The organism is Terriglobia bacterium (genome assembly GCA_020072845.1).
In the GTDB taxonomy this organism is placed as follows: domain Bacteria; phylum Acidobacteriota; class Terriglobia; order Terriglobales; family Acidobacteriaceae; genus JAIQGF01.
In genome coordinates this window covers 426,022-450,545 of the sequence record JAIQGF010000011.1, presented here as the reverse complement: position 1 = coordinate 450,545, position 24,524 = coordinate 426,022, and the positions used below count along the sequence as shown (strand labels likewise).

Below are 24,524 nucleotides of genomic sequence, written 5' to 3'. Positions count from 1 at the left end.
ATTTAGTGATTTGTGATTTAGCGATTGGCAGCGCCGCAGCGCCGCGGCGATGCGGCCCCATCGAAATCACTCCATCACAAATCACTAGATCAGCAGATTAACGGCGAGGTGAATGATGGCGGCTGTGTCGCGCGGCAAGGTGAAGATCAACATTGAAGAATGTAAGGGCTGCGGCTTGTGCGTGGATTCGTGCCCGCCGAAGTGCTTGTCGCTGGCGGCGGAGCTGAACGCCTACGGAGCGCATCCGGCGGCCTACGCCGGCGAGGGCTGCACCGGGTGCGGCATCTGCTTCTACTGCTGCCCGGAACCGGGCGCGATCACGGTGTACCGGATGCCGGCGCCTGCGCGCGCGGTGGAGGCCACCCATGCGGCATCTGTGTAAGGGCAACGTGGCGGTGGTCAAGGGCGCGGTGCTGGCGGGCTGCCGCGCCTATTACGGATATCCCATCACGCCGGCCAGCGAGATTGCCGAATACGCCGCGCTCTACATCCCGGAGGTCGGCGGGACCTTCGTGCAGGCGGAGAGCGAGGTCGCGTCCATCAACATGGTGTACGGGGCGGCTTCCGCGGGCGTGCGGGTGATGACCGCGTCCTCGGGACCGGGGCTGAGCCTGATGCAGGAGGGAATTTCCTACCTGTGCGGCTCCGAGCTGCCGTGCGTGATCGTGGACGTGGTGCGCGGTGGGCCGGGGTTGGGAAACATAGCGCCGGAGCAGAGCGATTACTTCGCCATGGTCAAGGGCGGCGGGCACGGAAATTATCACAACCTGGTGCTGGCGCCGGAGTCGGTTCAGGAGATGGCCGATTTGACGATGCTCGCCTTCGATCTCGCCGACCGCTATCGCAACCCGGTGATCGTGATGACCGACGGCTTTGTCGGGCAGATGATGGAGCCGATCGAGCTGGAAGAAATCGAGAGCACGGAGCGGGCAAAGCCGTGGGCGGTGAAGGGCACGCCGGAAACGCAGCACAACCTGATCTCATCCATCTATCTCGAGCCCGACGACCTGGAGAAACACGAGCGCAAGCTGGAACAGAAGTACAAGCTGGCGCAGCAGCTCGAGCCGCGGCATGAAACCTACCGCACTGACGACGCCGAGATCCTGGTAGTTGGATACGGGATCGTGTCCCGAGTGCTGCGCTCGGCGGTGGACGAGGCGCGTGCCCGCGGGGTCAGGGCGGGGTTGTTCCGTCCGATCACGCTGTGGCCGTTCCCCTCGCACGCGCTGCTGGAGACGGCGACGCGCTGCAAGACGGTGCTGACGGTAGAGATGAGCACCGGCCAGATGGTGGAGGACGTGAGGCTGGCGGTCAACGGCAAGGTGCCGGTCGAATTGTATTCGCGCATCGGCGGGAACGTGCCGTCGGTCGAGGAAGTACACGCGCGCATGCTGGAGTGCGTGGGAGCGGAAGTGTGAGAACAGTGGTCAGTGGTCAGTGGCTAGTGGTCAGTAAAAGCATTGCCGATTGTCGATTGCCGATTGAAGGCGGAGGCTAGCAGTGGCGGAATACGAGATTCTTCACGAGAAGTCGCCGGTCTTCTACGACCGCTATGATCGCAAGGGCGAACTGCAACACCAAACCCACTACTGCCCGGGCTGCGGGCACGGAGTGGCGCACAAGCTGATCGCCGAGGCGATTGAGCAACTGGGGCTGCAGGAGCGGACCATCTTTGTCAGCCCGGTGGGCTGCTCGGTCTTCGCCTACTACTACTTCAATACCGGCAACGTGCAGGCGGCGCACGGGCGGGCGCCGGCGGTGGCGACCGGCATCAAGCGCGCCTGCCCCGGCAAGATCGTGATCAGCTACCAGGGCGATGGCGACCTGGCGGCGATCGGAACGGCGGAGATCGTGCACGCCGCCAATCGCGGCGAGAAGATCACGGTGTTCTTCATCAACAACGCGATTTATGGGATGACCGGCGGGCAGATGGCGCCCACGACCATGGTGGGGCAGACCTCCACCACCAGCCCGTGGGGACGGCGCCCGTCGAACGAAGGCTTCCCCCTGCACGTTTCGGAATTACTGGCGACGCTGGAAGCGCCGGTGTACATCGAGCGGGTGGCGCTTTCCGACAACAAGAACATCATGCGGGCGCGCAAGGCGATCCGGAAGGCGCTGGAGTTGCAGCGCGATAACGCGGGATTTTCGCTGGTGGAAATCTTGTCACCGTGCCCGACGATCTGGAAACAGGACCCGGTGGAAGCCCGCAAGTTCGTGGCGGAAAAAATGATTCCGGTGTTTCCGCTGGGCGTGTTGCGCGACCGCAAAGTTGAGATCCCGAAGATCGACGTGCCGCAGAAGAGCGTCGCTGAAGCGCTGGAGCTGACAGAAGACGCAAGTCAGGGACCCGAGCCCCACCACCATGGCAAGGAGTGCACCATCAAGGTGGCCGGGTTCGGCGGCCAGGGCGTGCTGCTGCTGGGCGTCCTGCTGGCGGAGATGGGCATGCGCGAGCACATGGAGGTGAGCTGGCTGCCGTCATACGGGCCGGAGATGCGCTCGGGCAGCGCCCATTGTCACGTGTGCCTGTCGCAGGAGCGGATCGGATCGCCGCTGGTCACGCATCCGGAAGTGCTGGTGGCGATGACCGAGCAGTCGCTGCGCAAGTTCGCGCCCGCAGTGGCGCCCGGGGGACTGATCCTCTACAACCGCGACAGTCTCCCGGAAGATTTTGTGATCACGCACGCGCGGGTGGTCTGCGTGCCGGCGTCGGAGATTGCCGACCGGCTCGGGTCCGCAAAGGTGGCCAACGTGGTCATGCTGGGTGCGCTGCTGGAGGAAACCGAGTGCCTGTCGCCGGAGACCGCGATGGCGGTGATCGAGACGATGGTGAAAAAGCCGAACCTGGTGAAGATGAACGAAGAAGCGCTGCACGCCGGGCGGGTGTACATCGATCACCAGGTCAGGATCGGAGCCGTGAGCCAGCCGGATGGGTTTGCGTATTAGCTGTTAGCCATTAGCTATTAGCTATTAGCCATTAGCCAATGCGGAAGTAAGCCCGGCGAACAAAGCCGGGCGTTTTTGTCGAGGAGTGATTCTGAGGAATAGGGATTCATGAAAGCGGCGCTGGTAGCGAGTTTGCTGGCGGGCCTGGCGACGGGCCTGGGCGGCGTGATGATCGCGCTGCTGCCGCGCATTTCGCGCCGCCTGTACGACACCCTGCTGGGATTCTCGGCGGGGGTGATGCTGGCAGCCGGCTCGATCACGCTGCTGTGGCCGGCGCTGTCGCGCAAAGGGATCGTGCCGGCGGCACTGGGACTGCTGTGCGGTGCGTTGCTGGTGTACCTTCTGGAACTCGCCGTGCCACACTTGGAGCCGCACTTCGCGCCGCAAATCACCGGGCGCAGCAAACAGCTGGGAATACTGATGGCAGCGGCGCTCACGCTGCATCACGTGCCGGAAGGATTGGCCATCGGCGTCGCATTCGGTAGCGGGACGAAAGGCTTGGGCGCAATTGTGGCGATCGCGATCGCGCTGCAAAACATTCCCGAAGGATTGGCGGTGGCCATGCCGCTGCGCGCCGCCGGGTTCTCGCGAGCACGGGCGATCGCGTGGGCGTCGCTATCGGGATTGACCGAACCGCTGGCGGCCGCGGTGGGCGTGTGGTTCGCCAGCAAGCTCGACGGCATGCTGCCCTTCGGCATGGCGCTGGCGGCGGGTGCGATGATTTTTGTGGCGTCGGACCAGCTTATTCCGGAGAGCCACGCGCAGTCGGATTCGAAATCGCCGTCGCTGGGACTGATTTCCGGGTTCGTCCTGCTGGCAGTACTGACGAAGATCGCCTTCTAGCTCACATTCCAATTCACCACCGAGTCACCGAGGACACCGAGGGTCACCGAGAATTCTGTAGAAGTTTTCTCGGTGCGTCTCGGTGGTCCCGGTGTCTCGGTGGTAAAAGCGCATCGTGGTAAATTGAGATTTTTCTCAAGGAGTGGCGACATGACCGAGAAGGGCTCCTACACGCCGCACAGCTTTGTACCCACCACGCTGAAGCCGCAGGTGATGGGGCGGCGAGGCGTGGTGGTAGCGGGACATCCGCTGGTGGTCGAGGCCGGCATGCGCATGTTGCACCAGGGCGGCAACGCGGTGGATGCGGGCGTGGCGACGGTGTTCGCGGCCGGCGTGGTGGAGCAGGCCAGTTGCGGGCTGGGCGGCGAAGTTCCAATCCTGATCAAGCTCAAGGGCAAGCCGGTGGTGGCGGTCAACGGCACCGGCGTCGCGCCGGAACTGGCAACGGCGTCGTTCTATCTGAACCTGCCGGCCAACGACCCGCGCCGCGGGCCGTTTCCGGTGATGATCCAGGGACGCAACGGAATTATTCCCGCCTACGGGCCGCTGAGCGCGATCGTGCCAGGAATGATCGACGGGCTGCTGGTGGCGCTCGAGGAATTCGGCACGATGAGCTTCAGCGAGGTGATCGAGCCGGCGATCGAACTGGCGCAGGGATTTCCCGCCGACCAGCGCCTGGCCGGCACGCTGCAGCAGCACGAGCCGACGTACTCGAAGTGGAAGACGTCCGAGCGCGTGTACAAGCCGAAGGGGAAGGCAGTGGAACAGGGCGCGGTGTGGTCGCAGCCCGAGCTGGCAAAAACGCTGCAAGCCATGGCGGACGCGGAAAAAAAGGCCAAGCGGAGGAAGCGCGCGGCGGCGATTGATGCCGTGCGGGACTATTTCTATCGCGGGCCGATCGCGAAAAAGATCGCCAAGTACTGCGAGGAAGTGGGATGCCTGCTGCGCGAGCGCGATATCAATTCGTTTCGCGCGCAAGTCGAGCGTCCGCTGACCACCAGCTACCGCGGCGCAGACGTTTATAAGGTCAGCTACTGGAGCCAGAGCCCGGTGTTCCTGCAAAACCTGAACCTGCTGGAGGCCTTCGATCTGAGAAGCATGGGGCACAACTCGCCGCAGTACGTGCACACGGTGGTGGAGGCGATGAAGCTGGGGTACGCCGACCGCGACGCGTATTACGGCGACCCGCACGTCAGCAAAATTCCCGCGCAACTGATCTCGAAGGAATACGCGAATGTGCGGCGGGGGCTAATGAACGCGAAGCTGGCGTCGCCCGATCATCGCGTCGGCGATCCGCAGCGGATGAAGGCGGAGGCGCCGGCGGAGTTCGCCAAAGCCCGCTTGCGCATGCGCAACGCGGAGCATCAGGACACCACCTGCGTCAACGTGATGGATCAGGACGGAAACATGTTTTCGGCGACCCCGAGCGGCGCCTGGATTCCGGCGATGATGGCCGCCGACACCGGCATTCCGTTGACGCAGCGCGCGCAGGCATTTGTGCTCACGCCGGGACATCCCAACCAGATCGGGCCGCGCAAAAGGCCGCGCATCACGCTGACGCCGACCCTGGCGCTGAGAAACGGCAAGCCGTGGCTGGCATTTTCCACCCCCGGCGGCGACAGCCAGGACCAGACGCTGCTGCAAGTTTTCCTGAACGTGATGGAGTTTGGCATGCAGCCCCAGGAAGCGGTGGAGGCGCCGCGGTTCAACTCGGTGGCCATGTACAGCTCCTTCGACGACCACGGCGACAATCCGCTCGGCCTGCAGGTGGAGAGCCGCTTCCACGAATCAACGCTCGAAGAGCTGCGCGCGCTGGGTCACAAGCTGATCATGCAGGGCGACTGGCAAAACTCGAGTTCGCCAACCATGATCGAGTACGACACTCGTAGTAGAGTGATCAAGGCCGGGGCGGACGTGCGCGGGCACCGCTGGGCGGCGGGATGGTAGTTGCGAGTTCCGAGTGCCGAGTTGCATGCTTTAGCCACAGAGGTCACAGAGAAATAACAGGGCAGCATCACGAAGGAAACCTATCGGTCATCCAGCATTCCGGCTTGTCTGAGGTCACGCTTTCTCCGTCTCATGTTGCGATTTTCTTTGGCCTCAGTGTCCTCCGTGGCTAGCCCGCTTGCCGCCACAATTTTGCCAAATCAGGTAAAAATTCCCTGGAAGTTTCCCTCAGCCGCGCTCTAAGTAATTGAGCCTAATGCACCATTTATGTGGCACATGAGGTGCCATAGCACCCTATGTTCAATCGCTGCCCCCGTTCCCAGGGAGCAGTCTCCCCTCGGTTGGCGCGAATGCCGCTTTTGACGGGGCCCACGCCAAAGGAGATTACATGCGGCAACGGGAAGTCCTTTGCATTGACGATGATGAGCAGAGCTTGCAGGTGCGCAAGATTCTGCTCGAGACCTTCGATTTCCATGTGACCACCGCCAGCAGCGCGAAAGAAGGGCTGCGTTATTTCCGCTCGCACGACGTGGATGCGGTGGTGCTCGATTATGAAATGCCGGAAATGAACGGTGGCCAAGTGGCGCGGAAGATGAAAAACATGCGCGCCGATGTGCCGGTGCTGATCCTGACGGCATTGCCGTGGCTGCCGAAAGATGCGCCGCGCGAGTGCATCGACGTGTTCGTCACCAAGGGCGGGCCGACCGCGGATCTGGCACACCAGATCGAACAGATGATGGAGGCTGCGCCGGTGACGACCAGGGGCGGAGGCAGCATGCGGGTGGTGGGAGCGGTATCGGGCGTGATGGTGGAGAAGATGCGCGACCTGCTCGGCAAGCCCAAACCAGCGGGGTCGCCGAAGCCGCTGGCGCAGCAGCCGGCAAGAACTAACTAAGACAGTTTCAGTTTCGGGTTTCTAGTTTCTAGTTTTCAGGGTTTCAAAGATCATCTTGCGCTGCGCGGCGCCGGTGAGCTTTGAAACCCTGAAGCTTTTGTGATCACTTCTACTTCTGCTTCACCACCAGTTGGCTGTTCTCCACCCGCACCTCGCTGACGAAATCCGGGAGTTTCAGGCGCTCCTGCTGTTCCAGCATTTTCTTCTGTAGGGCGTCGTTGACCAGCGATACCGGCACCTTCAGGTCTCCCACTTTGAATTCCGTGGGCTCAAAAGTCGCATATCCGTTTTTCGATCCCAGATGGCCCGCCACGGTGACGTAAGTCTTCTTCCCGGCCACCTCGCTTACGAATTGGCCCCGGACTATGTCGCCTTCAAAACTGATAATCGGTTCGTCAACGTTAGCCATCTCAACGGCACTGGGCGCGACAGCAGCAGCGGTGTCTGCCGAGGGGGCGGCGAAGCCTGGGGCCTTGCCCTGCGCCGGCATTGCTCTTTCTGCCTGAGCGATGGCAGCCACAATTTCATCCGCCGTCAGGCGCACTTCAGACCCGGTTTGGCCTTGCGCCTGGGCCTGTTCCAACTGGCTCACTTTCGCTTGAAAGGATTGGGCGTTGGCGGCGATCGCAGCCGGTGACTGCGGCGGCGCCACCGGTTGCGGCTTCTTTAACGCAAGTACGAGGGCGGCCACTGCGATGAGCAGAGTCGCAATGCTCAAGATGCGGCCGAGCCGGATTTTCCCAGACCCGCCGGATTGTTCCCGAACAGCCATCTTCTTTCTCCGAACAGCGCTTCCCAGTATGCAAGCATTCCGGACCGGTTAATACGTGACAAAAGGGTGGGGACGTCTGGAGAGAAGTTGTTGGACTGCCTCCAGCATGAGCGCGGGCTGACACGGCAGGCCCGCGCCGTAACTAGTGATTGGCGATTTCACGCCAGCCAGAGAGACTCATGGCGGCGTTAGTTCGCCTTGGAGGCGGGTGCTACTCGACGAATTTTTGCCCAATTGCTGACCAGTTGCTTCGCTATCTTCCCGGCCGCGGAGTTCCCGTCGATGGCAGTAACCTTTCCTGAGTCAAGAACTAGTGAGGTTCTCGAATCGGCCACTGAATACGTGAAAGTGTACGTGAATGAGGGGCGGTCGATGGTGATGAGCAGGTCCGCAACACGCGGGTCTTTGACAAGCATTAGGCCAAGATTTTCGAAGTCCTTTTGCTGCACAAATTCACTTTCCAGTCTTGCAGGCGTGAAATACATGGTCCGGGTACTGATGCAGATTGTTTTTGCGGCACGAACAATCTCTTGCGGATTGGAGGAGGCAACGGCGGCGGACGACGGGGACTGTCGATTCGAGGGCAACTGTAATGCTGCGCCGCTCCCTAGTGCCAGGTTCACGTTCCCATCGGCCAGCCCGATTACGGCTTCGATGGGGACTGCGAATCCCACACCAGAAGCTGCTCCTCTGGTAATGATTCCGACGAGAGCACCTCCTGAATCGACGAGCGGCCCTCCGCTTGCGCCCCCACTTACTGGGGCGGTGAATTGCAATACTGTGAATCCCTGTCCCGCCCCCTTTATCTCATCGGCCAGCCTCGATGCCGCAAAAATACCTGCGCTGGCACTCCAAGCGAGGCCGTTGGAGTTGGAGACTACGTACGCGGCCCCACCGGGCTTAGCATCTGCACTCGACCCTACCGGCAGCGTCGGCAGGCCTGTGGCCGTAATCTTTAATGCTGCAACATCGCGGCGCTCATCGGCACCAAGTAACACAACTTGGTCGTAAACGTCACCCGTTCTCAAGCGTACTTGAACCTCTCGTGCCTCCTTGATTGCGTGATACGCCGTTAAGAACACACCGTTTGGTCGTACGATGACACCAGTGCTAATCGAACTGAGCCTTCCCCCTCCCTCGCCGGACAGGACGAGAACGGTGGCAGCACTGACGCGAGCAATAACCGCGGAGGGCTCAGAGGCCACCTGTGCGCTTGCAGTACAGGCAAACGAGAGAAAAACAATCATTGCGACAAGAATGCGATTCACGCCTGAGATTCTACTCTTAGTGAATCTGGCTTGTGCATGCGCCAAGGAGTTGAGTTAATGGATGCGGTGTCTGCTGCGGTCGGCGGGGTTTGGTCTCAGCACCAGTTGCGCGTTCTGCAGAACTTCAAGACAGAAGGCCGTGGCTGCTTTTTGCGATCATGCGGACCCTTGATCCTGTTCCGCTCCCCAACCGCGGCTCGACTGCTCTTTGTACAGCAGGAACGCGCACACCACTGAACTGATCAGCAGCGCAATGCCAAGTCCGGGCTGATTGAGAATCAGTTTTCCCAGGCCAAACAGCGCCAGGTAAACCATGGCGCAGCCCAGCAGCCACGCGATCAGGTTGCGGCCGAGGTCGCGATTGGCGGTAACGTCGGGCGTGAGGCGCGCGATCGGTCGCCAGCCGCGGACGTCGGGTCGAGTCTTGCGGTAGAAGGAAACCAGGACGCGCTCGGGTTCGGGTTTGGTCAGGAAAGTCACGACGATCCACGCCAGCGTGGTGATGATCGTCGTGGTCAGCGCGGTTTTCGCGAACACCACCGGGCCGCTGCCGACAAACAGAGATTCATTGCCGCTAACGCGCAGCCACAGACCCTTCCAATTCAGCAGCAGGCTGACGAGGAGCGAGGTAGCCATGGCGGAAATTTCGCTCCAGGCATTGATGCGCCACCAGTACCAGCGCAGCAGGTAAACCAGCCCGGTGCCGGCGCCGATTTCCAGCACCACCTGCCAGCCGCCGCCGATCGAGGTCAACTGCACCGAAACCCACGCCGAGGCGATCACCAAGAATACGGTGGCGAGACGGGAGGCGACTACGTAATGGCGCTCGGAGGCGTTGCGCTTGATGAAACGCCGGTAGAAATCGGCGACCAGGTAGGAAGCTCCCCAGTTCAGCTGCGTGGCCACGGTGGACATGAACGCGGCCAGGAACCCGGCGATGGCGATGCCGCGGAAGGCGTGCGGAAGGTGCTGATTGAGCACCATCATGTAGCCCTTCTCGGGTTCGGCGAGGCCGGGATACAGAACGACCACCGCCAGGCCGGTGACGATCCACGGCCACGGGCGCACGGCGTAGTGCGCGACATTGAACCAGAGGACGGAGAGCAGGCCATGGCGCTCGTCCTTGGCGCTGAAGATGCGCTGCGCGATATAGCCGCCACCACCGGGCTCGGCGCCCGGATACCAGAACGCCCACCACTGCAGCGCAATGTTCACCAGAAAAGTGATGACCGGGTACATCCAGATCACTTCGGCGGTCAGGCCGTGCGAAAAGTCGGGAAACAGAGCCGTGGGATTGGTGGAATTCGGCGTGGACGCCTGCATCGCGCGCAGGCGGGCGAGCATGACATCCATGCCGCCGATGGCATGCACCGCGTAATACGCCACCGCGATGACGATGGTCATCTTGAGGACAAACTGAAACAGGTCGGTCCAGAGCACGCCCCAAAGTCCGCCAAGCGCGACGTACAGTCCGGTAAACGGAATCAGGAAGAGCACGCAGATGGCGAGCGCGGCGCCGTCGGGGCCGGACCAGAGCGAGCCGAGGGGCGTGAGCGCGCGGCTCACCGAGTTCAGCAGCGGCGTGCCGCCCAGAGTGACGCTGACAATGGATGTCATCGCCTTGGTCACCCAGCCGAGGATGATGCAGTTCATCAGCAAGCCGAGATAGAGCGCGCGAAATCCGCGAAGAAAGGCGGCGGGACGTCCGCTGTAGCGAATCTCGGCGAATTGCACGTCGGTGAGCAGCCCGGAACGCCGCCACAGCCGGGCGAAGAGGAAGACAGTCATCATCCCGGAGAGCAGGAAGCTCCACCACAGCCAGTTGCCGCTGATGCCCTGGCGGTAGACCAGCCCGGTGACCACCAGCGGGGTGTCGGCGGCGAAGGTGGTGGCGACCATGGACGTGCCGGCGAGCCACCAATTCACGTTGCGCCCGGAGACGAAGTAGTCGTCCACGGTCTTGCCGGAGCGGCTGCGAAAGTAGAGTCCGAGCGCGAGGGTGATGCCGAGATAGGCGACGATGGCGGCCCAGTCGAGGAAGGTGAAGGTCATTGGTTTTGGGTTTTCGGTTCTCGATACAACGCGCTGGTGCGACAGTATGGCAGGTTTATGAGCAGGTCAGTAAGTCAGTTTTTCAGTTTGTCAGTAACGTGAGTACACCGGGCATCTTGACCTGGCGCCGAGGGACTTCGGTATGGAATTCAGGGTGGAAACTGGAGGCGCGGGCCGGAATCGAACCGGCGATGGAGGTTTTGCAGACCTCGGCCTTACCACTTGGCTACCGCGCCCCTGAACCTGCGATCCTAGATCCTGCGTCTACGGCGGGGTGCTCCATGCGCAAAACCCTCGCCAGCAGCGAGGGTCGGCGGAAAACTGGAGCGGGAGACGGGATTTGAACCCGCGACTTCGACCTTGGCAAGGTCGCACTCTACCGCTGAGTTACTCCCGCTCAACTTTTCAATTATAGCGAACCGCAGAAAACCGGGTCAACGCCGGTACCTCGGCCGGTGTGTCAGCATCTTGCTGTGCTCGGGATTTCGGCCTGCGGGAGGACACCTCGACTCCCGATCTGCCCACGCGTATTCTTGAAAGTACAACCCAGTGAGGGCGCGGTACCCAAGTTGAGCCGCTTTGCGAGCGTGAGCGACCCCGAGCGCAGCCGAGGGGGAGCGGGAGCCCGCAGGCGAAATCCTGAGCCGCACGGCGAAGGATCTGTCTTTGAGAGGGCGCGGTACCCAAGTGGTAAGGGAGAGGTCTGCAAAACCTTTATGCGTGAGTTCGATTCTCACCCGCGCCTCCAGTTTCTACCCTGAATTCCCTCGCACGAAAGATCCCTCGCTGCGCTCGGGATTTCGGCAGCGGGCTCTCCCCCTCGCTTCGCCACCCGCGCCTCCAGCCCACTGGCAGCCCGGTGTGCCAAATTCCGGGACTGCACGCCTTTCTTGTTCTAGAAATGGAACACAGCGGAACGATCGGCCAGGAGAGAATTGACCGGCCGTGGTCGCCTCGCCTCGAAGCCGCTGGGCATTAGACGTTGCGCGGTTATGCCGGACCGGCATGGTAGCGTGCGGCAGCGCTGCGGCGTTGGCAGCGCGCGGCGCAGCGTGGGCGGCGCGCCGCTTCAAGCTGTCGCGAGCGCAATGAGGGTGTTCCGGCGATTCGCCGTTGCATTCCGGTGCGTCCGCGCACTCAGGCCAACAAGCGCCTCACTCGTAGCCGGGATCGCTGCCTGTTGGCAAAGGCGGTGGTTGATCGAGTTCTTCTCGATCAAGTTCCCTGCACAGATGCAGCACCCTCGCCCCAGCCTGCCCAACGGCAGCATCCTTGCTGTCCTGAGGGACGGCGAACCCGAGCTCTTGCAATTGTTCCAAAGCCCGAATGGCGCGGTCGAGTGAGGCCCGTTGCTTGCGGAGAATTACCAGTGCGTTCTTGGCCACGATCTAGCCCTGCAACCTCACAGGAGATTACGGCCAGTTGCCGCACACTGCCGGACAAAACCAGAAGTTGTTCTGATTTTGGAACAACCGTCCTAGGCAGCCTTGGCGCGCCGCTTACGTTCCGCCCAGCGCTTCTTCATCATTTCCGACAGCCGCCTTCTGCCCTCAGGCGAGAGTCTCCTCCGCCGCGGTCTTCCGGGCGCCCGACCGCGCCGGCCTGGTTTCCCAGTGATTTGCTCAAGTGCGATGATGGCTTCATCGAGTCGCGCGCGTTCACTTCTCAATTGATCAAGAATCTTGCTAAGATCCAAAGTAGGCTCCTTTAAATTTTCCTGGGTGGGGAAATAGCTTAATACGAACGGGCGAGTTTTGAAAGAAATTGTGCGGTGTGGCAATTCCCTTGTAGAACCAAGCATACTATCGTCTAATAGGCCGCTCGGAGATGTCGATGAACGCCGGTCAGAGACTTAAAGCCGCTCGCGACAAACTTGGCTTGACCATTCGAGACGTGGAGGCCGCCAGCGTTCGCCTGGCTGCCAGGCATAAGAGTGAGGATTACACCATCCCTCTGAGCCGGCTCTCGGATATCGAGACCAAGGGCATCATCCCCAGCATCTTCAGGCTGTACACCTTATCCGTCATTTACCGCGTCCGTTTCGAGGAGCTGCTGTCATGGTACGGAGTTAACCTGGCCCAAACCGCCAATGATCTGAGCGTCTTCGACCCGCCGAAAACCCACCTCCTGCGCGCCACCATCGGTACCGCCAAAGTCGAGGTCCCGGTTCGCATGGACCCGGGCTTCGATATTCGGCGTACCACCAATCTCGGCCGCATGATCGACAAGTGGGGCGCCATCCCGTTCCTCTATTTACAGCAGCTCGCGGAATCCGCTTACACCTACGGGTACATCGGGATGGAGGATTTCACGATGTATCCCCTGTTGCTGCCGGGATCGTTCGTTCAGATCGATGAAACGAGGAACAAAGTCGCGGAGGGGATGTGGCGCTCGGAATATGAACGCCCCATTTACCTTGTCGAAACCAGGGATGGATTCACCTGCTGCTGGTGCGCCCTGAAGCAAAACCAGATCATGTTACAGCCGCATCCGCTGTCGCCGGTGCAACCGCGCATCTTAAAGGACCAGCAGGAGGCCGAGGTGCTCGGGCAAGTGGTGGGCGTCGCTATGCGGCTCTCTGATTGGGTTCCTTCGCCGCCTGCGAAAGCTGGGAAAGCGCCAAAAGAATTGAATTGAAGTGGCGCTTCGTTCCGCCGCTCATCTCGGGCGGCGTCAGCTTCTCTCCTTGTCCCCGCCAAGTCTCACTTCCCATCTCAAGATCTTGCGCGAACAGGGCCGGGAGGGGTGTGCGCAGCACTTCGAGCCAGGCCTCTGCATGCGCTTGGGCGAGTGCTTCCGACGTACGGGTTGGGCCGAATGTCCTCGACATTCCCCAGTGGCAGTAATCGCCGGCATCGTCACGCAGGCTTCCGAGATAAACCAGCCTGGCGAGTAAGCCTGGCAACGACGCCAGCGTCCTAACCACAAAATCCTCGTAAGCCGACAAAAAAGTCATACGTGTTCTAAGTTCGGAACATAGATCAAATTCCATTAAGAACAGGCCGATGGCGAAAAACACGGCACCTTCCACGGTGCGAACAGCGCAATGGAGGCTGCACCGTGAAATGCTGGATCAAGTTTGTCGCCGCTGTACTCCTTCTGTCAACAACTAGTCTAATCAACCCGCCCCCTCTCAAGGACTCGGACCCGGTTCCGCTGTGTGATCCGTCGACCCAGATCTGCAAGCCGCCCATTCTGGTACCTCCCGTATGATGACCAGAAATGTCTTGAACACCGACGGCGCGGGAGATATGCTGCCCCGCCGTCGGTATATGAACGCGCAGACACTCCTGAATTACTTGCTGTGGATTGCTCCGCAAGCGTTGCTGGCAATTCTGGTAACGCGTATGGTACGCAATCGAATTGCGGCCCAAACGCCGGTGTTCTTTGCTTATCTTCTCTTTTCGATCGCCAAGTTTCTCCTTCGTTTCGGTTTATACCACCTGATGGGCGGAGCGTCGTTCGAATATTTTTGTGTGTACTGGTCGCTCGCACTGATCGATGCCATGTTTGTTCTGCTGGTGATTCACGAAATTTACATCCTTGGGTTGGGCGCTTACGAGGGCCTGACGATGTTTGCCTCCATTCTTTTCAAGTGGTCGGCGGCGCTTCTGGTGCTGGTCGGTGCGGTCGCGGCAGCCTCCGCGCCGGGTTCCGATCTGAGTCGCCTCGCTGCGGGTATTGTGACCCTGGATCGTAGCGCGACCATTGTTCAACTCGGCCTGATTACTCTGCTCTTCGTCGCGACCTCATCCTTATGGCTGGTATGGCAGCGGCAGCTGTTCGGTATCGCAGCCGGCATGGCGGTTATCATCAGTATCGAAGTGGTTGCGTTGGCACTTTCCACCCGGTATGGAATTATCTTCGCCAATACCTATGGCTGGGTGAAAAGTGTTGCATACTTGTGTGGCGTACTCATCTGGACGATTCATTTCCTGCGCCGCGAGGTTTCCGTCCCGTTCACCGTGTACGGCGACGACCTCCGGCTGCAGGAGTGGAATACAGCTCTTACTAAGCTGCTGAGCAGGCGTGGATAATGTTTTTAATTGGCATTGTTCTTGCTTCCATTGCTTCACTGGTGATCGTATGGTGGGCGGTGCGCGGAAACATACGACCGGTCCACGACATCGAAGAAGTGCGCAAGTTTCTTCAGCCCATCGACCTGCAGTCGTTTCAGAATCTCATCGATCCTGCACAAGACATGTACTTGCGCCGGCGCCTGACGGGAAGAGCGTTTCGGATGGTGCAGCGTGCCCGGCGGGTCGCGGCCGCCGAATACCTCTGGCGCCTCGCGCAAAACGCCGGCATCCTGGTTCGGGCGGGTCAGTGCGCGAGAACGGCAGCCAACGCTCAAGTAGCTTCGGCGGGGCGAAGTCTGGCTTCCGTCGCTGTGATGACGCGCGTGTTGGCGCTGCTGGCGCTGGCAAGACTTTCCCTCGGTATCGCATTTCCCCAGACGACAGCGCGATGCAAACCGATCCTGGATCAGTATGACGTCATGACCACGATGTACATGCGCCTCGGACTCCTATGGCGTTCCCAACGCCCGGCTGCATAGTCGAGGTGCGCCAGCCGGGAGGTTGCGCCCGGCGATCAGCGTCCGGCGGCTGAACTGGCGCCACTCTGGTCGCGCCGCCGGGGCTTCAGGCCAAGAACGCGATAGGCGGCCAAATCGCCTTCGTGTTTGGTGGCAATCTTGGTGGCTTCCGCTTCCACCAGCCGCCAGACGCGCTCATGCAGATCAGGACTGATCAGAATCTGCTCGCCGGCGGCGCCGGCGGTATAGCGCGCCGTTCGGTTCACGACGTCGCCAATGACGGTAAATTCCATGCGGTCGGCGGTACCAACAAATCCCTGGACCACCTCTCCGCAGTGGACGCCGATGCCGACCTGGCAGATGCGCGCGCCCCGGGCGCCGCGGGTGTCATTCAACCACGCCAGTACGGCCTGCATCTCCAGGGCGGCTCTGACCGCGTGTTCATGATGCGCCGGATCCGGCTCCGGGCTTCCAAAGACGGCCAGGATCGCGTCGCCCATGAACTTGTCGATCATTCCATGGTTGGCGAAGATCACGGGAACGAGGTAGCCGAAGTACTCGTTCAAGGTCCCCAGGATTTCGTCCGGCTGCATCTGCGAGGACATGATGGTGAACCCGCGGATATCGGAGCAAAGCAGGGTCACTTCGCGGCGTTCGCCGCCGAGTTGCAACTGGCCGCGATGCGCCAGCAGCCGCTCGGCAAGGGCGGGTGAGAACTGGCGCAACAGATTGGCCTTGACGGCGGATTCGCGGCGCAGCGTTTCCTGCAGATCGTGGTTGGCCACCGTCATGGCGGCATACTGTGCCATCATCACCATCAGGCGCAGGTCGTCCTCGGTGAAGACCGCGTCCAGCTTGTGACTATCCGCACAGATCACTCCCAGCGCTTCCTCCTGCCAAACCAGCGGAGCATACATCCCGACTGCGATCGGCCCTTCCAGGAGGGTCCCGCTGAGGTCGCCCGCGGCGCTTCGTTTCCAGATGAAGGCCTTGCGGCTCTCCACGGCGCGGCGAGCCAGCGTCTCGCTCACCGAGCAGAACCTGTCAGAGTGAAACGCCTTGAGCAACAAGGCATCCGTCTTCGCATCCCGCAGCACCAGCCCAACGCTGGTGGCGTTGGGAAGCAGCTCGACCAGGCGGTCGACGATGACGCGCAGCAGAGCTTCCCGATCCGTCTTGCCCGCCAATTGCAAGGGAACGTCGCAGATCACCTTCAGGCGCCGCGCCGCCTCCTCGCCGACCACCTCGACCGGCACCGCATTGAGCAAGTTCGCGCTCACGTCGCGGGCAATCGCCACCTCGGCCTGCCGGGCGTCGGGGAGAAGGATGGATCCCTGTTCCAGGTATTTGGTTCGCGAGGGCGCGTCCGGCGGCCCCGACAGTCCGATCCGCAGTGTGGTATTGCCGGCGACGATCACATCGCCGATGCGGAGTTGGTGTTTCCCTCCGCCCTTGATCTCCAGACCATTGAGGCGAGTCCCCCACTTGCTGTTGAGGTCTTCGATCCAGTAGAAGCCGCCCTCTTCCCAGATTCGACCGTGCGACCGGGAGACTTTCTTGTCGGGAAAAAGGTTAAGGACGGCTTCCGACTGTTCCTCGGTTCGTCCGAACACGACGTCCGGTTCCCGAGTTTCCCAGGTTTTCTCGGTATCGCGATAGCAGGTTACGATTCTCATGAATTCAACGACAAGCCGCCGTCAACGAAAGCGGCGCACTACGAGCCTGGGTCGCAAACTTTGCAGTTTCCATGGGAGAGTACGAGAAATCGCGCCTTTCGATCAACTAATTCGGGGGTGCACAAGCAGGGTCGCATCGCGGAGTGCAACGATCTGCATTCTCATCCACGGCAGGCACGGTAGCAAAATGACGCTTGACACGCCGCACCCACCTTGTGGAAAATGCGCCGCAAGTCTGCTCAGTACGCACACCTACAATCCATCCTGGCGTTCGGGGTTAGGCCAGTTTGGATGCGGTGATGCGGTTGCCCTTCCCACGTAATGGGGTTCCAAATGAAGCGTGTGCTCGCATTGTTGGCGCTGTTTTTGTCGTTCCCGCTGTCCGCCCGCACACAAGAGGCCGGCACCCTTACCTTCGTGGAAGGTGCGCTGCGGGTGATCCGAGGCACGACTGTCCTGCAAGCAGTGGAAGGCATGCGATTTCGCCCGGGCGACATCTTTGAAAGCGCCGATCCCGGATTTGCGCAATTGGAGTTCCCCGGGGGCGCCATCGTGGCGCTTGGCTCATCGAGCCGCCTCTTCCTGTTAAGCGACCGGGCAGGGCGCGGCCCGGAGAAGACGGGAGGGGCCACCCCGGCGGTGGAACTGGTCTTGCTCAGCGGTTGGTTGAAAGGCGAAATCAACCCCAATGCCGGGGCGTACCGTTATGCCACGCCGGCGCTGGCAGCTACCTCCAGGGACGGCTCGGTCGTGCTGCATGCCGCGGCCGTCACCGAAATCTACGTCGAGTCCGGATCAGCCGCGATCGGCGTGGTCAACCCGGACGGCAATTTGGGCAGTTCGAGCAGCACCAAGGCAGGACAGTTTTTCTCCCGGCGCGCCGGCAAGAGTGTGACCACCAGCCCGCGCCCCGACCCCAGCTTCGTCAATGCCATGCCACGCCCGTTTCGAGACACGCTGCCCTCGCGTCTGCCCCGTTTTGCCGGCAAGCGACCGGCCGAGCCCCGGCGCGACCATGAGGTCACCTATCCCGAAATCCAACCGTGGCTCACGACTGGACATGCCTGGCGCCGCGGGTTTGTCCAGCGCTTTGAGCCGCGCCTGCACGACGCCGAATTCCGCAAGGGCATTGAAGCTCACCTGGGCGAACATCCCGAGTGGGACCGCATTCTGCACCCCGAGAAGTACGAGCCAAAAACGCCGCCGCCGGCTGACAACCCCAAGTCGCAACCTGGCAGGGAATGAACATGAAACTGATCATCAAATTCAACCTCGTACTGCTGCTTGTTTTCGCCATCGGCTTCGTGGTGGTGGGTTACTTCAGCAACCGCCTGCTACAGCGCAACGCCAAACAGGAAATCCTGGAGAACGCGCGCATCATGATGGAAGCCGCGCTGGCGGTTCGTGCCTACACCAGCAACCAGATCAAGCCGCTGCTGGATACGCAGCTCAAGTATTCGTTCCTGCCGCAATCCGTGCCGGCCTACTCGGCCAACGAGTACTTCAATCAACTGCGCAAGACGTTTCCTGATTACTCCTACAAAGAGGCGACCCTGAATCCCACCAATCCGGTCAACCGGGCGACCGACTGGGAAGCCGACATCATTCGCTATTTCCGCCAGACGCCCACCCAGACGGAAGAAGTCGGCGAACGCGATACACCCAACGGCAGGGTGCTGTACATAGCCCGCGCCTTGAAACTCAAGGATGCGAAATGCCTGGCCTGTCACGACACGCCCGAGTTAGCCCCTCGGACGCTGATCGAGCGCTATGGCAGCGCCAACGGCTTCGGCTGGAAACTGAATGACGTGATCACCGCGCAGATTGTGTCGGCGCCCATGCAATTGCCGGTGCAGCGCGCACGGACTGCCTTCACCGGATTCATGGTTTCGGTGGCGGCGGTCTTCACGGCCATCTTCCTGGCGCTCAACGCCATGCTCGTCCTGCTGGTCACGCGCCCGGTACAACGGTTGTCCCACATCGCCGACGAGGTCAGCCTGGGCAACATGGATGCGCCCAAGTTCCAGTTGTCCGGCAACGATGAAATCGCCAAGTTGTCGCAATCATTCGGCCGCATGCGCAAGAGCATGGCCGAGGCGCTCAAGATGTTGGAAACCCCGTAACTGTCCGAAGCAGGGATGGCGGGGAGCTGGGCGGCGGCTACGAACGCTCGGGCGCGCCGGCATCGCGCAGGAAGCGCGCACGATCGGCTTCCGTCTCCACATGTTGGGCGAGGAGCAGGTGAAGCGCGCGCGCGCTGTCGGCGCGCGGCGCCGTCCTTTTGGCCAAAACGCCCGCGATGGGGCCCACGTAACGCGCCAGGATGGCGGCGGCGCGGTCGATGACCTCGCGCGGAAGCGCAGTTTGAGGGGCGGGCGCAGCGCTGCGTGCCACGGGCTCGGCGGGCGATTCGCTCTTGAACTGAGCCCGGCTTTCAACTCTTCCCGCGAGAAATGTCTTCCGGTCTTCTTCTCGTTCCAGATTCTCGGCCAACAGCGCGTACAGCTCTTCGGCATTTCTCGCCCGTAATGCAGCCTTCCTGACGACGATCTTGGCGACGGGTCCCAGATAGGCAGCGAGCTGCTTCTCGACGACGTCCAGAATTGGTTCGCTTTGCCCAGCGACACCCTCACCGGCCGGAGCGCTTACCGGGACCGCTTCTGCAAGCGGTTGCATTGCCTGAGGAGCGCCCGCCCCCGCGGCATCCCCTTCGCCAGCCACGGGCGGGCCCTCGAGGAGGGCGTATTCCCGGGCGGGGGCTGCCGGTTCCGCTGCAACGTTGGTCAAAGGAGAGGCGGCGGCCGCTTTCCGGGCGGCCTCCAGGGCATCGGCGACCTGGTACAGACGAGGATCGAGAGCATGGAAATCGCCACTCCTGGCCATTTCGTCCAGGGTCGTCGCGGCTTTCTCGATTTTTCCGCCTTGAATCAGAGTTCGGATGGTTTCCAGTTGTTCTTGTTGGCGCCTCTTTTTTTCGCGCGCCTCGTACTCGACCTCGGCGGACGCCAGTAACTGGTTCACGTCGGTATCCGGACCGAGCGTGGTCAGCGCCTCGCGGGCCATCTCTTTGGCTTCGCTCAGCTCGCCACGGTTGATCTTGACCTTGATGTCCCGGACACGCCTCTCGATCAGTTTGCGGACGACTTCCTTCTTTTCGCGGGCCTGCGCTTGTTCCAGTAAAGCCGTGAATTGGGTATTACCCGGAAAGGCTTCGAGCGCGCTTTGAGCGGCCGCGGCGGCCTCCGGAAAACGATTGGCGTTCAGGTGTGCCTGGATTTCATCCAGGGCGGCCCGGAATCGCAACCCACTTTCGATTTGCGCCTGTTGTTTGCGGGCAAACTCCACGACCCGCATCAGGGCGGCATCCCCCGGGAACTGTTGCAGAAGGTTCTCGGCCCGGGTCACCACGTCGGGGTAGGCCCTTTCGCCGACAAGTTTCTTCAGAACCTCCCATTCGCGCCGAAGAATCTCGAACGAGGCCTGCTTTTCCTGTTCCCGCTGCACCAGGGTGCGGAGCTTCAGGACTGCCGAGTCCTTGGGATCGGTTGCCAGCACGGCGTCCAGCAGCGCCAGGGCATCGGCAAAGCGCTGCGCGGCCAGCAGTCTCCGCGCTGCGGCAACCTTGTCCTTCTTGCCGTGCTCGGCCTGATCCTCGCGCGCCGCCGCCAGCAAGCGGGTAATCTCGTCGTCGTCGACAAACTGCTGTTGCAGCGACACCAGGAGCGCGATGCATTCCTCGTGCTGCTGGGCGGCCAGCAGCTTGCGCGCGTCCGCCAGCCGGCGCTCTTTTTGCTGTTCGGCCTCTTCGGCGCGCGCTGCGTCCAACAGCCTCCGGATTTCCTCATCGCCAGGAAATTCCGCCTGGAGCTGCGCCAGTGCCGTGGCGCATTCCTCATACTGCTGCAGCGCCAGCAAGTTGCGCCCTTGCGATAACCTTTCCTGCTTGTTCTGCTCGGCTTGTTCCTCGCGCGCCGTCTCCAGCAGTCTCTCGATCTCTTCCTCGCCGGCAAAATCTTTCTGCAGCTCAGTGAGCACGGCGATGCACTCCTGGTAATTCTGCTGCGTCCAGTAAGCGCGCGCCTGCTGCATACCTTCCAGCAGCCGGGCTTGCCTCTGCCGGCGCTCCTGTTCGTCCAGGACCTGCTGCCGCAGCCCGGGCAGCTCGCGATTGGAAGGATCCGCTTCCGCTACCTTGGCCAGCAGTGCGTCCGCTTCGTCCGGCAGCCCCTCCGCGAGATGTTGTTTGGCCAGGTCCAGCCACTCGTTGATCGTTTGGGCGCGTCGAATCCGGTCCTGCACTTCGCGCTGGAGTGCCTTCGCGATTTCGAAGGAAGAATCCAACGCCAGGGCATTGCCGGCTTCGGTATCGGCTTCCTGAAGCCTGCCCTCCTGGAGGAGCGCGCGGGCCTTTTCGACACGCTCCTGCACCTGCGGGCGAACCGACATCCGCCGGAGCTCCACATTGACCTTCTCGGACAGCACCCTGACCTGCAGGTTGGTCGGGTCGACCCGCAGGGCTTGGCGCAACAGGTCTCGTGCTTGCGCGAATTCTCCCTGTTCGACGAGTTCCCGGCCTTGCGCGAGCAACTCGGCCACGTTCTCCGCCTGCAGCCGCCGGCAGATCGGGTCCAACTCAAGGAGCAGATCCTCCATGGACAAGAAGCGCTCCGCGTCGGATTTCCGCAAGGTCTTGTGCACCACCGCCTCGAGATCCGCGGGACAATGCGGCGCCGCCTCGCGCAGGGGAAGATGTTCTTGCTCGCAAATGCTCCTCATGAGCGCGGCGGGAGTTTCTTCGCAAAAGGGACGCCGGGACGCGATCAGTTCGTACAGCAGCACGCCAAAAGACCAGATATCGGACCGTTCGTTGGCGTGCTCGCCGTGAAACAGCTCGGGCGCCATATAGGAAAACGTGCCGATCAGCATGCCGGTCTGCGTCTTGGAGCTTTCCAGGACGCGGGCGATGCCGAAATCCACCACCTTGACAATCCCGTCTTTGTTGACCATCACGTTGCCGGGCTTGATGTCGCGGTGGATGATGCCGCGCTTGTGGGCGTAGTCGAAGGCGCGGCATGCCTGCACGGCGTACACCAGCTTCAGCGACAGGGGAACGGGAACGCGGCTGACGATGACGTCGTCGAGGGTTTGCCCGTCCACCAATTCCATGGCAATGAATGGGGTGCCATCTTGATCGCCCATGTCGAAGATGGTGACGATGTTGGGATGTTGCAGAGAACCGGCTGACTGGGCCTCGCGATAGAAGCGCTGCAGCAGGGCAGGATTGCCGGCGACGCTGTTGGTCATCGTTTTCAGGGCCACCATGCGGCTGATGATGGGATCCCGGGCGCGGTACACGATCCCGAAGGCGCCCCGTCCGAGTTCCCCCAGCAGCTCGTATTTGCCCAGATTACCCACGCGACACCCCAGCGAGCCCTGAAATCCACCGTGCTGGAAACGCGCGATGAAAGACAGTTATCCCGCTCATACGGTCCGATTGGGACCGTTTGGATCCGAAAAGTTGCTGTCTTGCAAACAGAATGAACGCTGGTATGAAGCGAACAAAACCCGAACGGAACTTCCCCCACAGCCATCCACGAGCACTCAAATAGTCCCAAAAACCATGCGGGCTGTCAACCAAAAGACCGCGACACTGCCGGCCGGGGCGCAGGCACACCACCCCGCTGGGCGGCTTGGGACCACCACCAGGGCTCGATGTCTGGTTGGTCAGGTAATAGCCTGGTTCGTTACTGCGATCACTGTTCTTGGGAGATCTTGGGCACACCTACAGAGATAAACGTGTATTGCCGGAGGCGGTCCAATTCTGAATTCTCCGCCAACCGGATTACGCGGTTGAGAAGTTCGTCGGCCTCTTCCTTGCGCATGTGATTCGTGGCTGCCCAGAATTTCGGCGGATGAAACCAAATCCGTTGGTCGGCATTGGCGGTCACAGAATCCTCCCTGAGGGGAACTTAAAACAGTCAATTATCCTACAAGTCAAGCCCGCACGGAGCCTGCGGCGCATCTTTTAACATGGCAGTAACAATTGAAGACCTGCGCCAAATTGCCCGGCCAGGCACGAATCTTCACTTTCCGGCGGCTTGTTCGGCTTCTGTCACGCTGGAAAAAATCGGAAAGAACTGTTCCACGTTGGCGACGCGCAGGGATGTGCGGACGCGCTCCGTGACTCCCACCAACGACAAGGTTTTGCCCGCATTCTGGTGCGAGACGTAGCCGTTCACCAGGCTGCCGATTCCCGCCGAGTCGATGTACGGCACGCCCGAAAGATCGATGATCAGGCTGGCGGCGTGGTCTGCCCGGACAAGGTTTTGGAACTCGAAGAAGTTCGAGAGGGTCAGCGGTCCATCCAGCTTGAGCACCCGACGGCCGGTGGTTGCACTGGGTAGGGTAGCAATGCGCAGCGGGAGATCGGGCATCCCTGAATTGTAGTGACCACATTTCCACCGCATTGTTAAAAACTTGTTAAAACGGCGCCGAGTCTGCCGCCGCACCGCATCCCGGGTTGAGGTCCGCACTCGCCGCGGCGGTGTTGGGGCACCAGCAGCGCCAGCCCCCGAATCGAGGTATTACACAAGTATTACAAAGCCGCGCCGCGCCGCTTGATACCTTCAATGCAAGGCAATAATCTCCACGGTTTCTTGAGGATGGCATAGATGAGCATTGGTGTGCGTGACCGCACGTTTCGTGAGCCCATTAGTTTCCTGACCACCTTTTTCATGGCGGCCTTCCACGTTGGCGCAATTGCTGCGCTGTTCATGTTCACCTGGAAAGGGCTGGCGGTGGCGGCGGTGTTGTGGTGGATGACGGGAAGCCTGGGCATCGGGATGGGCTACCACCGTCTGCTGACGCATCGCGGCTACAAGTGCCCGAAATGGGTGGAGTACTTCCTGACCACCTGCGGGGCGCTGGCGCTGGAAGGCGGACCGATGTTCTGGGTGGCGACCCACCGCGTCCATCATCAGAACTCGGACCAGGAGGGCGATCCGCACTCGCCGCGCGACGGCGGCTTCTGGTCGCACATGGGCTGGATCCTCACCGGCCGAGCCATCCATAACAACTCCGACGCCAACCTGCCCTACGTCCCCGACCTCCGGAAGGACAAATTCCACACCTGGATCAGCCAGTGGCACTGGGTTCCGATGGTCGTGCTCGGAGTGATCCTTCTCGCCGTGGGCGGCGTGAGCGTCTTGATGTGGGGAATTTTTTTCCGCACCGTCATGGGCCTGCACGCCACGTGGCTGGTGAATTCAGCGACGCACATGTGGGGACGCCAGCGTTTCCTGACCGGCGACACGTCGAAGAACAGCTTCTGGGTGGCCATGCTGACCTGGGGCGAAGGCTGGCACAACAATCACCACGCGCACGCGCAATCCGCGCGTCACGGGCTTGCCTGGTATGAGTTCGACATCAACTGGTACGGGATCTGCGCCCTGCGCACGCTCGGGTTGGCGTGGGACATCAAGCTGCCGCGGTTTATGACCGACGCGCAAACGACAGCCAAGCACATGCCCAAACAGACTCCGGCGGTCGAGAAAGAATTGCTGCCGGTCACATCCGGCGACTAGGA

21 protein-coding genes and 3 tRNA genes are annotated in these 24,524 nt (G+C 61.3%); 13 read left to right on the top strand and 11 right to left on the bottom strand.

Annotated elements, in window-relative coordinates; genetic code table 11:
* Positions 1-112 precede the first annotated feature (112 nt).
* From LAN70_13555 to LAN70_13530, 6 genes are all read left to right on the top strand, one after another.
* Entirely contained in the window at positions 113-382 is a 270-nt protein-coding gene (locus tag LAN70_13555; protein ID MBZ5512177.1) for a 4Fe-4S dicluster domain-containing protein, read from the top strand.
* Positions 366-1,418, top strand: a complete 1,053-nt coding sequence (locus LAN70_13550; protein ID MBZ5512176.1) for a 3-methyl-2-oxobutanoate dehydrogenase subunit VorB — start codon at positions 366-368, stop codon at positions 1,416-1,418. The genes LAN70_13555 and LAN70_13550 overlap by 17 nt, the downstream gene beginning before the upstream one ends.
* A gap of 82 nt (positions 1,419-1,500) precedes the next feature.
* The gene (locus LAN70_13545) at positions 1,501-2,949 is read left to right on the top strand and encodes a 2-oxoacid:acceptor oxidoreductase family protein (GenBank protein ID MBZ5512175.1); all 1,449 of its coding nucleotides are present in this window, start codon (positions 1,501-1,503) and stop codon (positions 2,947-2,949) included.
* A 108-nt stretch (positions 2,950-3,057) separates the two neighbouring features.
* Positions 3,058-3,792: a ZIP family metal transporter gene (locus tag LAN70_13540; protein ID MBZ5512174.1), complete on the top strand. Its 735-nt coding sequence runs from the start codon at positions 3,058-3,060 to the stop codon at positions 3,790-3,792.
* A gap of 150 nt (positions 3,793-3,942) precedes the next feature.
* Positions 3,943-5,739, top strand: a complete 1,797-nt coding sequence (locus LAN70_13535; protein ID MBZ5512173.1) for a gamma-glutamyltransferase family protein — start codon at positions 3,943-3,945, stop codon at positions 5,737-5,739.
* Positions 5,740-6,127: 388 nt separating this feature from the next.
* Complete coding sequence (locus LAN70_13530) at positions 6,128-6,634, top strand: response regulator (protein MBZ5512172.1); 507 nt, start codon at positions 6,128-6,130, stop codon at positions 6,632-6,634.
* Positions 6,635-6,743: 109 nt separating this feature from the next.
* Here LAN70_13530 and LAN70_13525 read toward each other — a convergent pair whose 3' ends face one another.
* From LAN70_13525 to LAN70_13505, 5 genes are all read right to left on the bottom strand, one after another.
* A complete protein-coding gene (locus LAN70_13525; protein MBZ5512171.1) occupies positions 6,744-7,325 on the bottom strand; it encodes a hypothetical protein in 582 nt (193 codons plus the stop codon).
* A gap of 269 nt (positions 7,326-7,594) precedes the next feature.
* Positions 7,595-8,674: a serine protease gene (locus tag LAN70_13520; GenBank protein MBZ5512170.1), complete on the bottom strand. Its 1,080-nt coding sequence runs from the start codon at positions 8,672-8,674 to the stop codon at positions 7,595-7,597.
* Positions 8,675-8,830: 156 nt separating this feature from the next.
* The gene (locus tag LAN70_13515; GenBank protein MBZ5512169.1) at positions 8,831-10,726 is read right to left on the bottom strand and encodes a Na+:solute symporter; all 1,896 of its coding nucleotides are present in this window, start codon (positions 10,724-10,726) and stop codon (positions 8,831-8,833) included.
* Positions 10,727-10,888: 162 nt separating this feature from the next.
* Positions 10,889-10,962: transfer RNA gene (locus LAN70_13510), tRNA-Cys, on the bottom strand.
* An 86-nt stretch (positions 10,963-11,048) separates the two neighbouring features.
* Positions 11,049-11,123 (bottom strand) — tRNA-Gly (locus LAN70_13505).
* A gap of 276 nt (positions 11,124-11,399) precedes the next feature.
* Between LAN70_13505 and LAN70_13500 the strand changes: the two genes are divergently transcribed.
* Positions 11,400-11,474 (top strand) — tRNA-Cys (locus LAN70_13500).
* A gap of 406 nt (positions 11,475-11,880) precedes the next feature.
* On the opposite strand, the gene LAN70_13495 is transcribed toward LAN70_13500, so the two are convergent.
* Positions 11,881-12,111, bottom strand: coding sequence for a hypothetical protein (locus LAN70_13495; protein ID MBZ5512168.1), 231 nt, complete (start codon positions 12,109-12,111; stop codon positions 11,881-11,883).
* A 448-nt stretch (positions 12,112-12,559) separates the two neighbouring features.
* Between LAN70_13495 and LAN70_13490 the strand changes: the two genes are divergently transcribed.
* Positions 12,560-13,363, top strand: a complete 804-nt coding sequence (locus LAN70_13490; GenBank protein ID MBZ5512167.1) for a helix-turn-helix domain-containing protein — start codon at positions 12,560-12,562, stop codon at positions 13,361-13,363.
* On the opposite strand, the gene LAN70_13485 is transcribed toward LAN70_13490, so the two are convergent.
* Complete coding sequence (locus tag LAN70_13485; GenBank protein ID MBZ5512166.1) at positions 13,293-13,745, bottom strand: hypothetical protein; 453 nt, start codon at positions 13,743-13,745, stop codon at positions 13,293-13,295. The two genes, LAN70_13490 and LAN70_13485, sit on opposite strands and share 71 nt — an antisense overlap.
* 208 nt (positions 13,746-13,953) lie before the next feature.
* Between LAN70_13485 and LAN70_13480 the strand changes: the two genes are divergently transcribed.
* Both LAN70_13480 and LAN70_13475 read left to right on the top strand, forming a co-directional pair.
* A complete protein-coding gene (locus LAN70_13480; protein ID MBZ5512165.1) occupies positions 13,954-14,763 on the top strand; it encodes a hypothetical protein in 810 nt (269 codons plus the stop codon).
* Positions 14,763-15,284: a hypothetical protein gene (locus LAN70_13475; protein MBZ5512164.1), complete on the top strand. Its 522-nt coding sequence runs from the start codon at positions 14,763-14,765 to the stop codon at positions 15,282-15,284. Before LAN70_13480 ends, LAN70_13475 begins: the two co-directional genes overlap by 1 nt.
* A 35-nt stretch (positions 15,285-15,319) precedes the next feature.
* On the opposite strand, the gene LAN70_13470 is transcribed toward LAN70_13475, so the two are convergent.
* Positions 15,320-16,939, bottom strand: a complete 1,620-nt coding sequence (locus LAN70_13470; protein MBZ5512163.1) for an FHA domain-containing protein — start codon at positions 16,937-16,939, stop codon at positions 15,320-15,322.
* Between the two features lie 333 nt (positions 16,940-17,272).
* Here LAN70_13470 and LAN70_13465 point away from each other — a divergent pair, with 333 nt between their 5' ends.
* Together LAN70_13465 and LAN70_13460 are read left to right on the top strand one after the other, a co-directional pair.
* Entirely contained in the window at positions 17,273-18,184 is a 912-nt protein-coding gene (locus LAN70_13465; protein MBZ5512162.1) for a hypothetical protein, read from the top strand.
* A 2-nt stretch (positions 18,185-18,186) separates the two neighbouring features.
* Positions 18,187-19,062: a DUF3365 domain-containing protein gene (locus LAN70_13460; protein MBZ5512161.1), complete on the top strand. Its 876-nt coding sequence runs from the start codon at positions 18,187-18,189 to the stop codon at positions 19,060-19,062.
* A 37-nt stretch (positions 19,063-19,099) separates the two neighbouring features.
* Here LAN70_13460 and LAN70_13455 read toward each other — a convergent pair whose 3' ends face one another.
* From LAN70_13455 to LAN70_13445, 3 genes are all read right to left on the bottom strand, one after another.
* Positions 19,100-22,354: a protein kinase gene (locus LAN70_13455; GenBank protein ID MBZ5512160.1), complete on the bottom strand. Its 3,255-nt coding sequence runs from the start codon at positions 22,352-22,354 to the stop codon at positions 19,100-19,102.
* A gap of 338 nt (positions 22,355-22,692) precedes the next feature.
* Positions 22,693-22,887 (bottom strand): hypothetical protein, encoded by a 195-nt coding sequence (locus LAN70_13450; GenBank protein ID MBZ5512159.1) that lies wholly within the window; start codon positions 22,885-22,887, stop codon positions 22,693-22,695.
* Positions 22,888-23,022: 135 nt separating this feature from the next.
* Positions 23,023-23,373: an STAS domain-containing protein gene (locus LAN70_13445; protein MBZ5512158.1), complete on the bottom strand. Its 351-nt coding sequence runs from the start codon at positions 23,371-23,373 to the stop codon at positions 23,023-23,025.
* A 237-nt stretch (positions 23,374-23,610) separates the two neighbouring features.
* Here LAN70_13445 and LAN70_13440 point away from each other — a divergent pair, with 237 nt between their 5' ends.
* A complete protein-coding gene (locus LAN70_13440) occupies positions 23,611-24,522 on the top strand; it encodes a fatty acid desaturase (protein ID MBZ5512157.1) in 912 nt (303 codons plus the stop codon).
* The last annotated feature ends 2 nt before the right edge of the window (positions 24,523-24,524 follow it).

Bases quoted from the DNA above. Each gene is read 5' to 3' on its own strand.
- LAN70_13440 (MBZ5512157.1), top strand. From the start codon at position 23,611: ATGAGCATTGGTGTGCGTGACCGCACGTTTCGTGAGCCCATTAGTTTC.
- LAN70_13530 (MBZ5512172.1), top strand. From the start codon at position 6,128: ATGCGGCAACGGGAAGTCCTTTGCATTGACGATGATGAGCAGAGCTTG.
- LAN70_13460 (MBZ5512161.1), top strand. From the start codon at position 18,187: ATGAAACTGATCATCAAATTCAACCTCGTACTGCTGCTTGTTTTCGCC.
- LAN70_13555 (MBZ5512177.1), top strand. From the start codon at position 113: ATGATGGCGGCTGTGTCGCGCGGCAAGGTGAAGATCAACATTGAAGAA.
- LAN70_13445 (MBZ5512158.1), bottom strand. From the start codon at position 23,373: ATGCCCGATCTCCCGCTGCGCATTGCTACCCTACCCAGTGCAACCACC.
- LAN70_13540 (MBZ5512174.1), top strand. From the start codon at position 3,058: ATGAAAGCGGCGCTGGTAGCGAGTTTGCTGGCGGGCCTGGCGACGGGC.
- LAN70_13465 (MBZ5512162.1), top strand. From the start codon at position 17,273: ATGAAGCGTGTGCTCGCATTGTTGGCGCTGTTTTTGTCGTTCCCGCTG.
- LAN70_13475 (MBZ5512164.1), top strand. From the start codon at position 14,763: ATGTTTTTAATTGGCATTGTTCTTGCTTCCATTGCTTCACTGGTGATC.
- LAN70_13470 (MBZ5512163.1), bottom strand. From the start codon at position 16,939: ATGAGAATCGTAACCTGCTATCGCGATACCGAGAAAACCTGGGAAACT.
- LAN70_13490 (MBZ5512167.1), top strand. From the start codon at position 12,560: ATGAACGCCGGTCAGAGACTTAAAGCCGCTCGCGACAAACTTGGCTTG.
- LAN70_13535 (MBZ5512173.1), top strand. From the start codon at position 3,943: ATGACCGAGAAGGGCTCCTACACGCCGCACAGCTTTGTACCCACCACG.
- LAN70_13550 (MBZ5512176.1), top strand. From the start codon at position 366: ATGCGGCATCTGTGTAAGGGCAACGTGGCGGTGGTCAAGGGCGCGGTG.
- LAN70_13515 (MBZ5512169.1), bottom strand. From the start codon at position 10,726: ATGACCTTCACCTTCCTCGACTGGGCCGCCATCGTCGCCTATCTCGGC.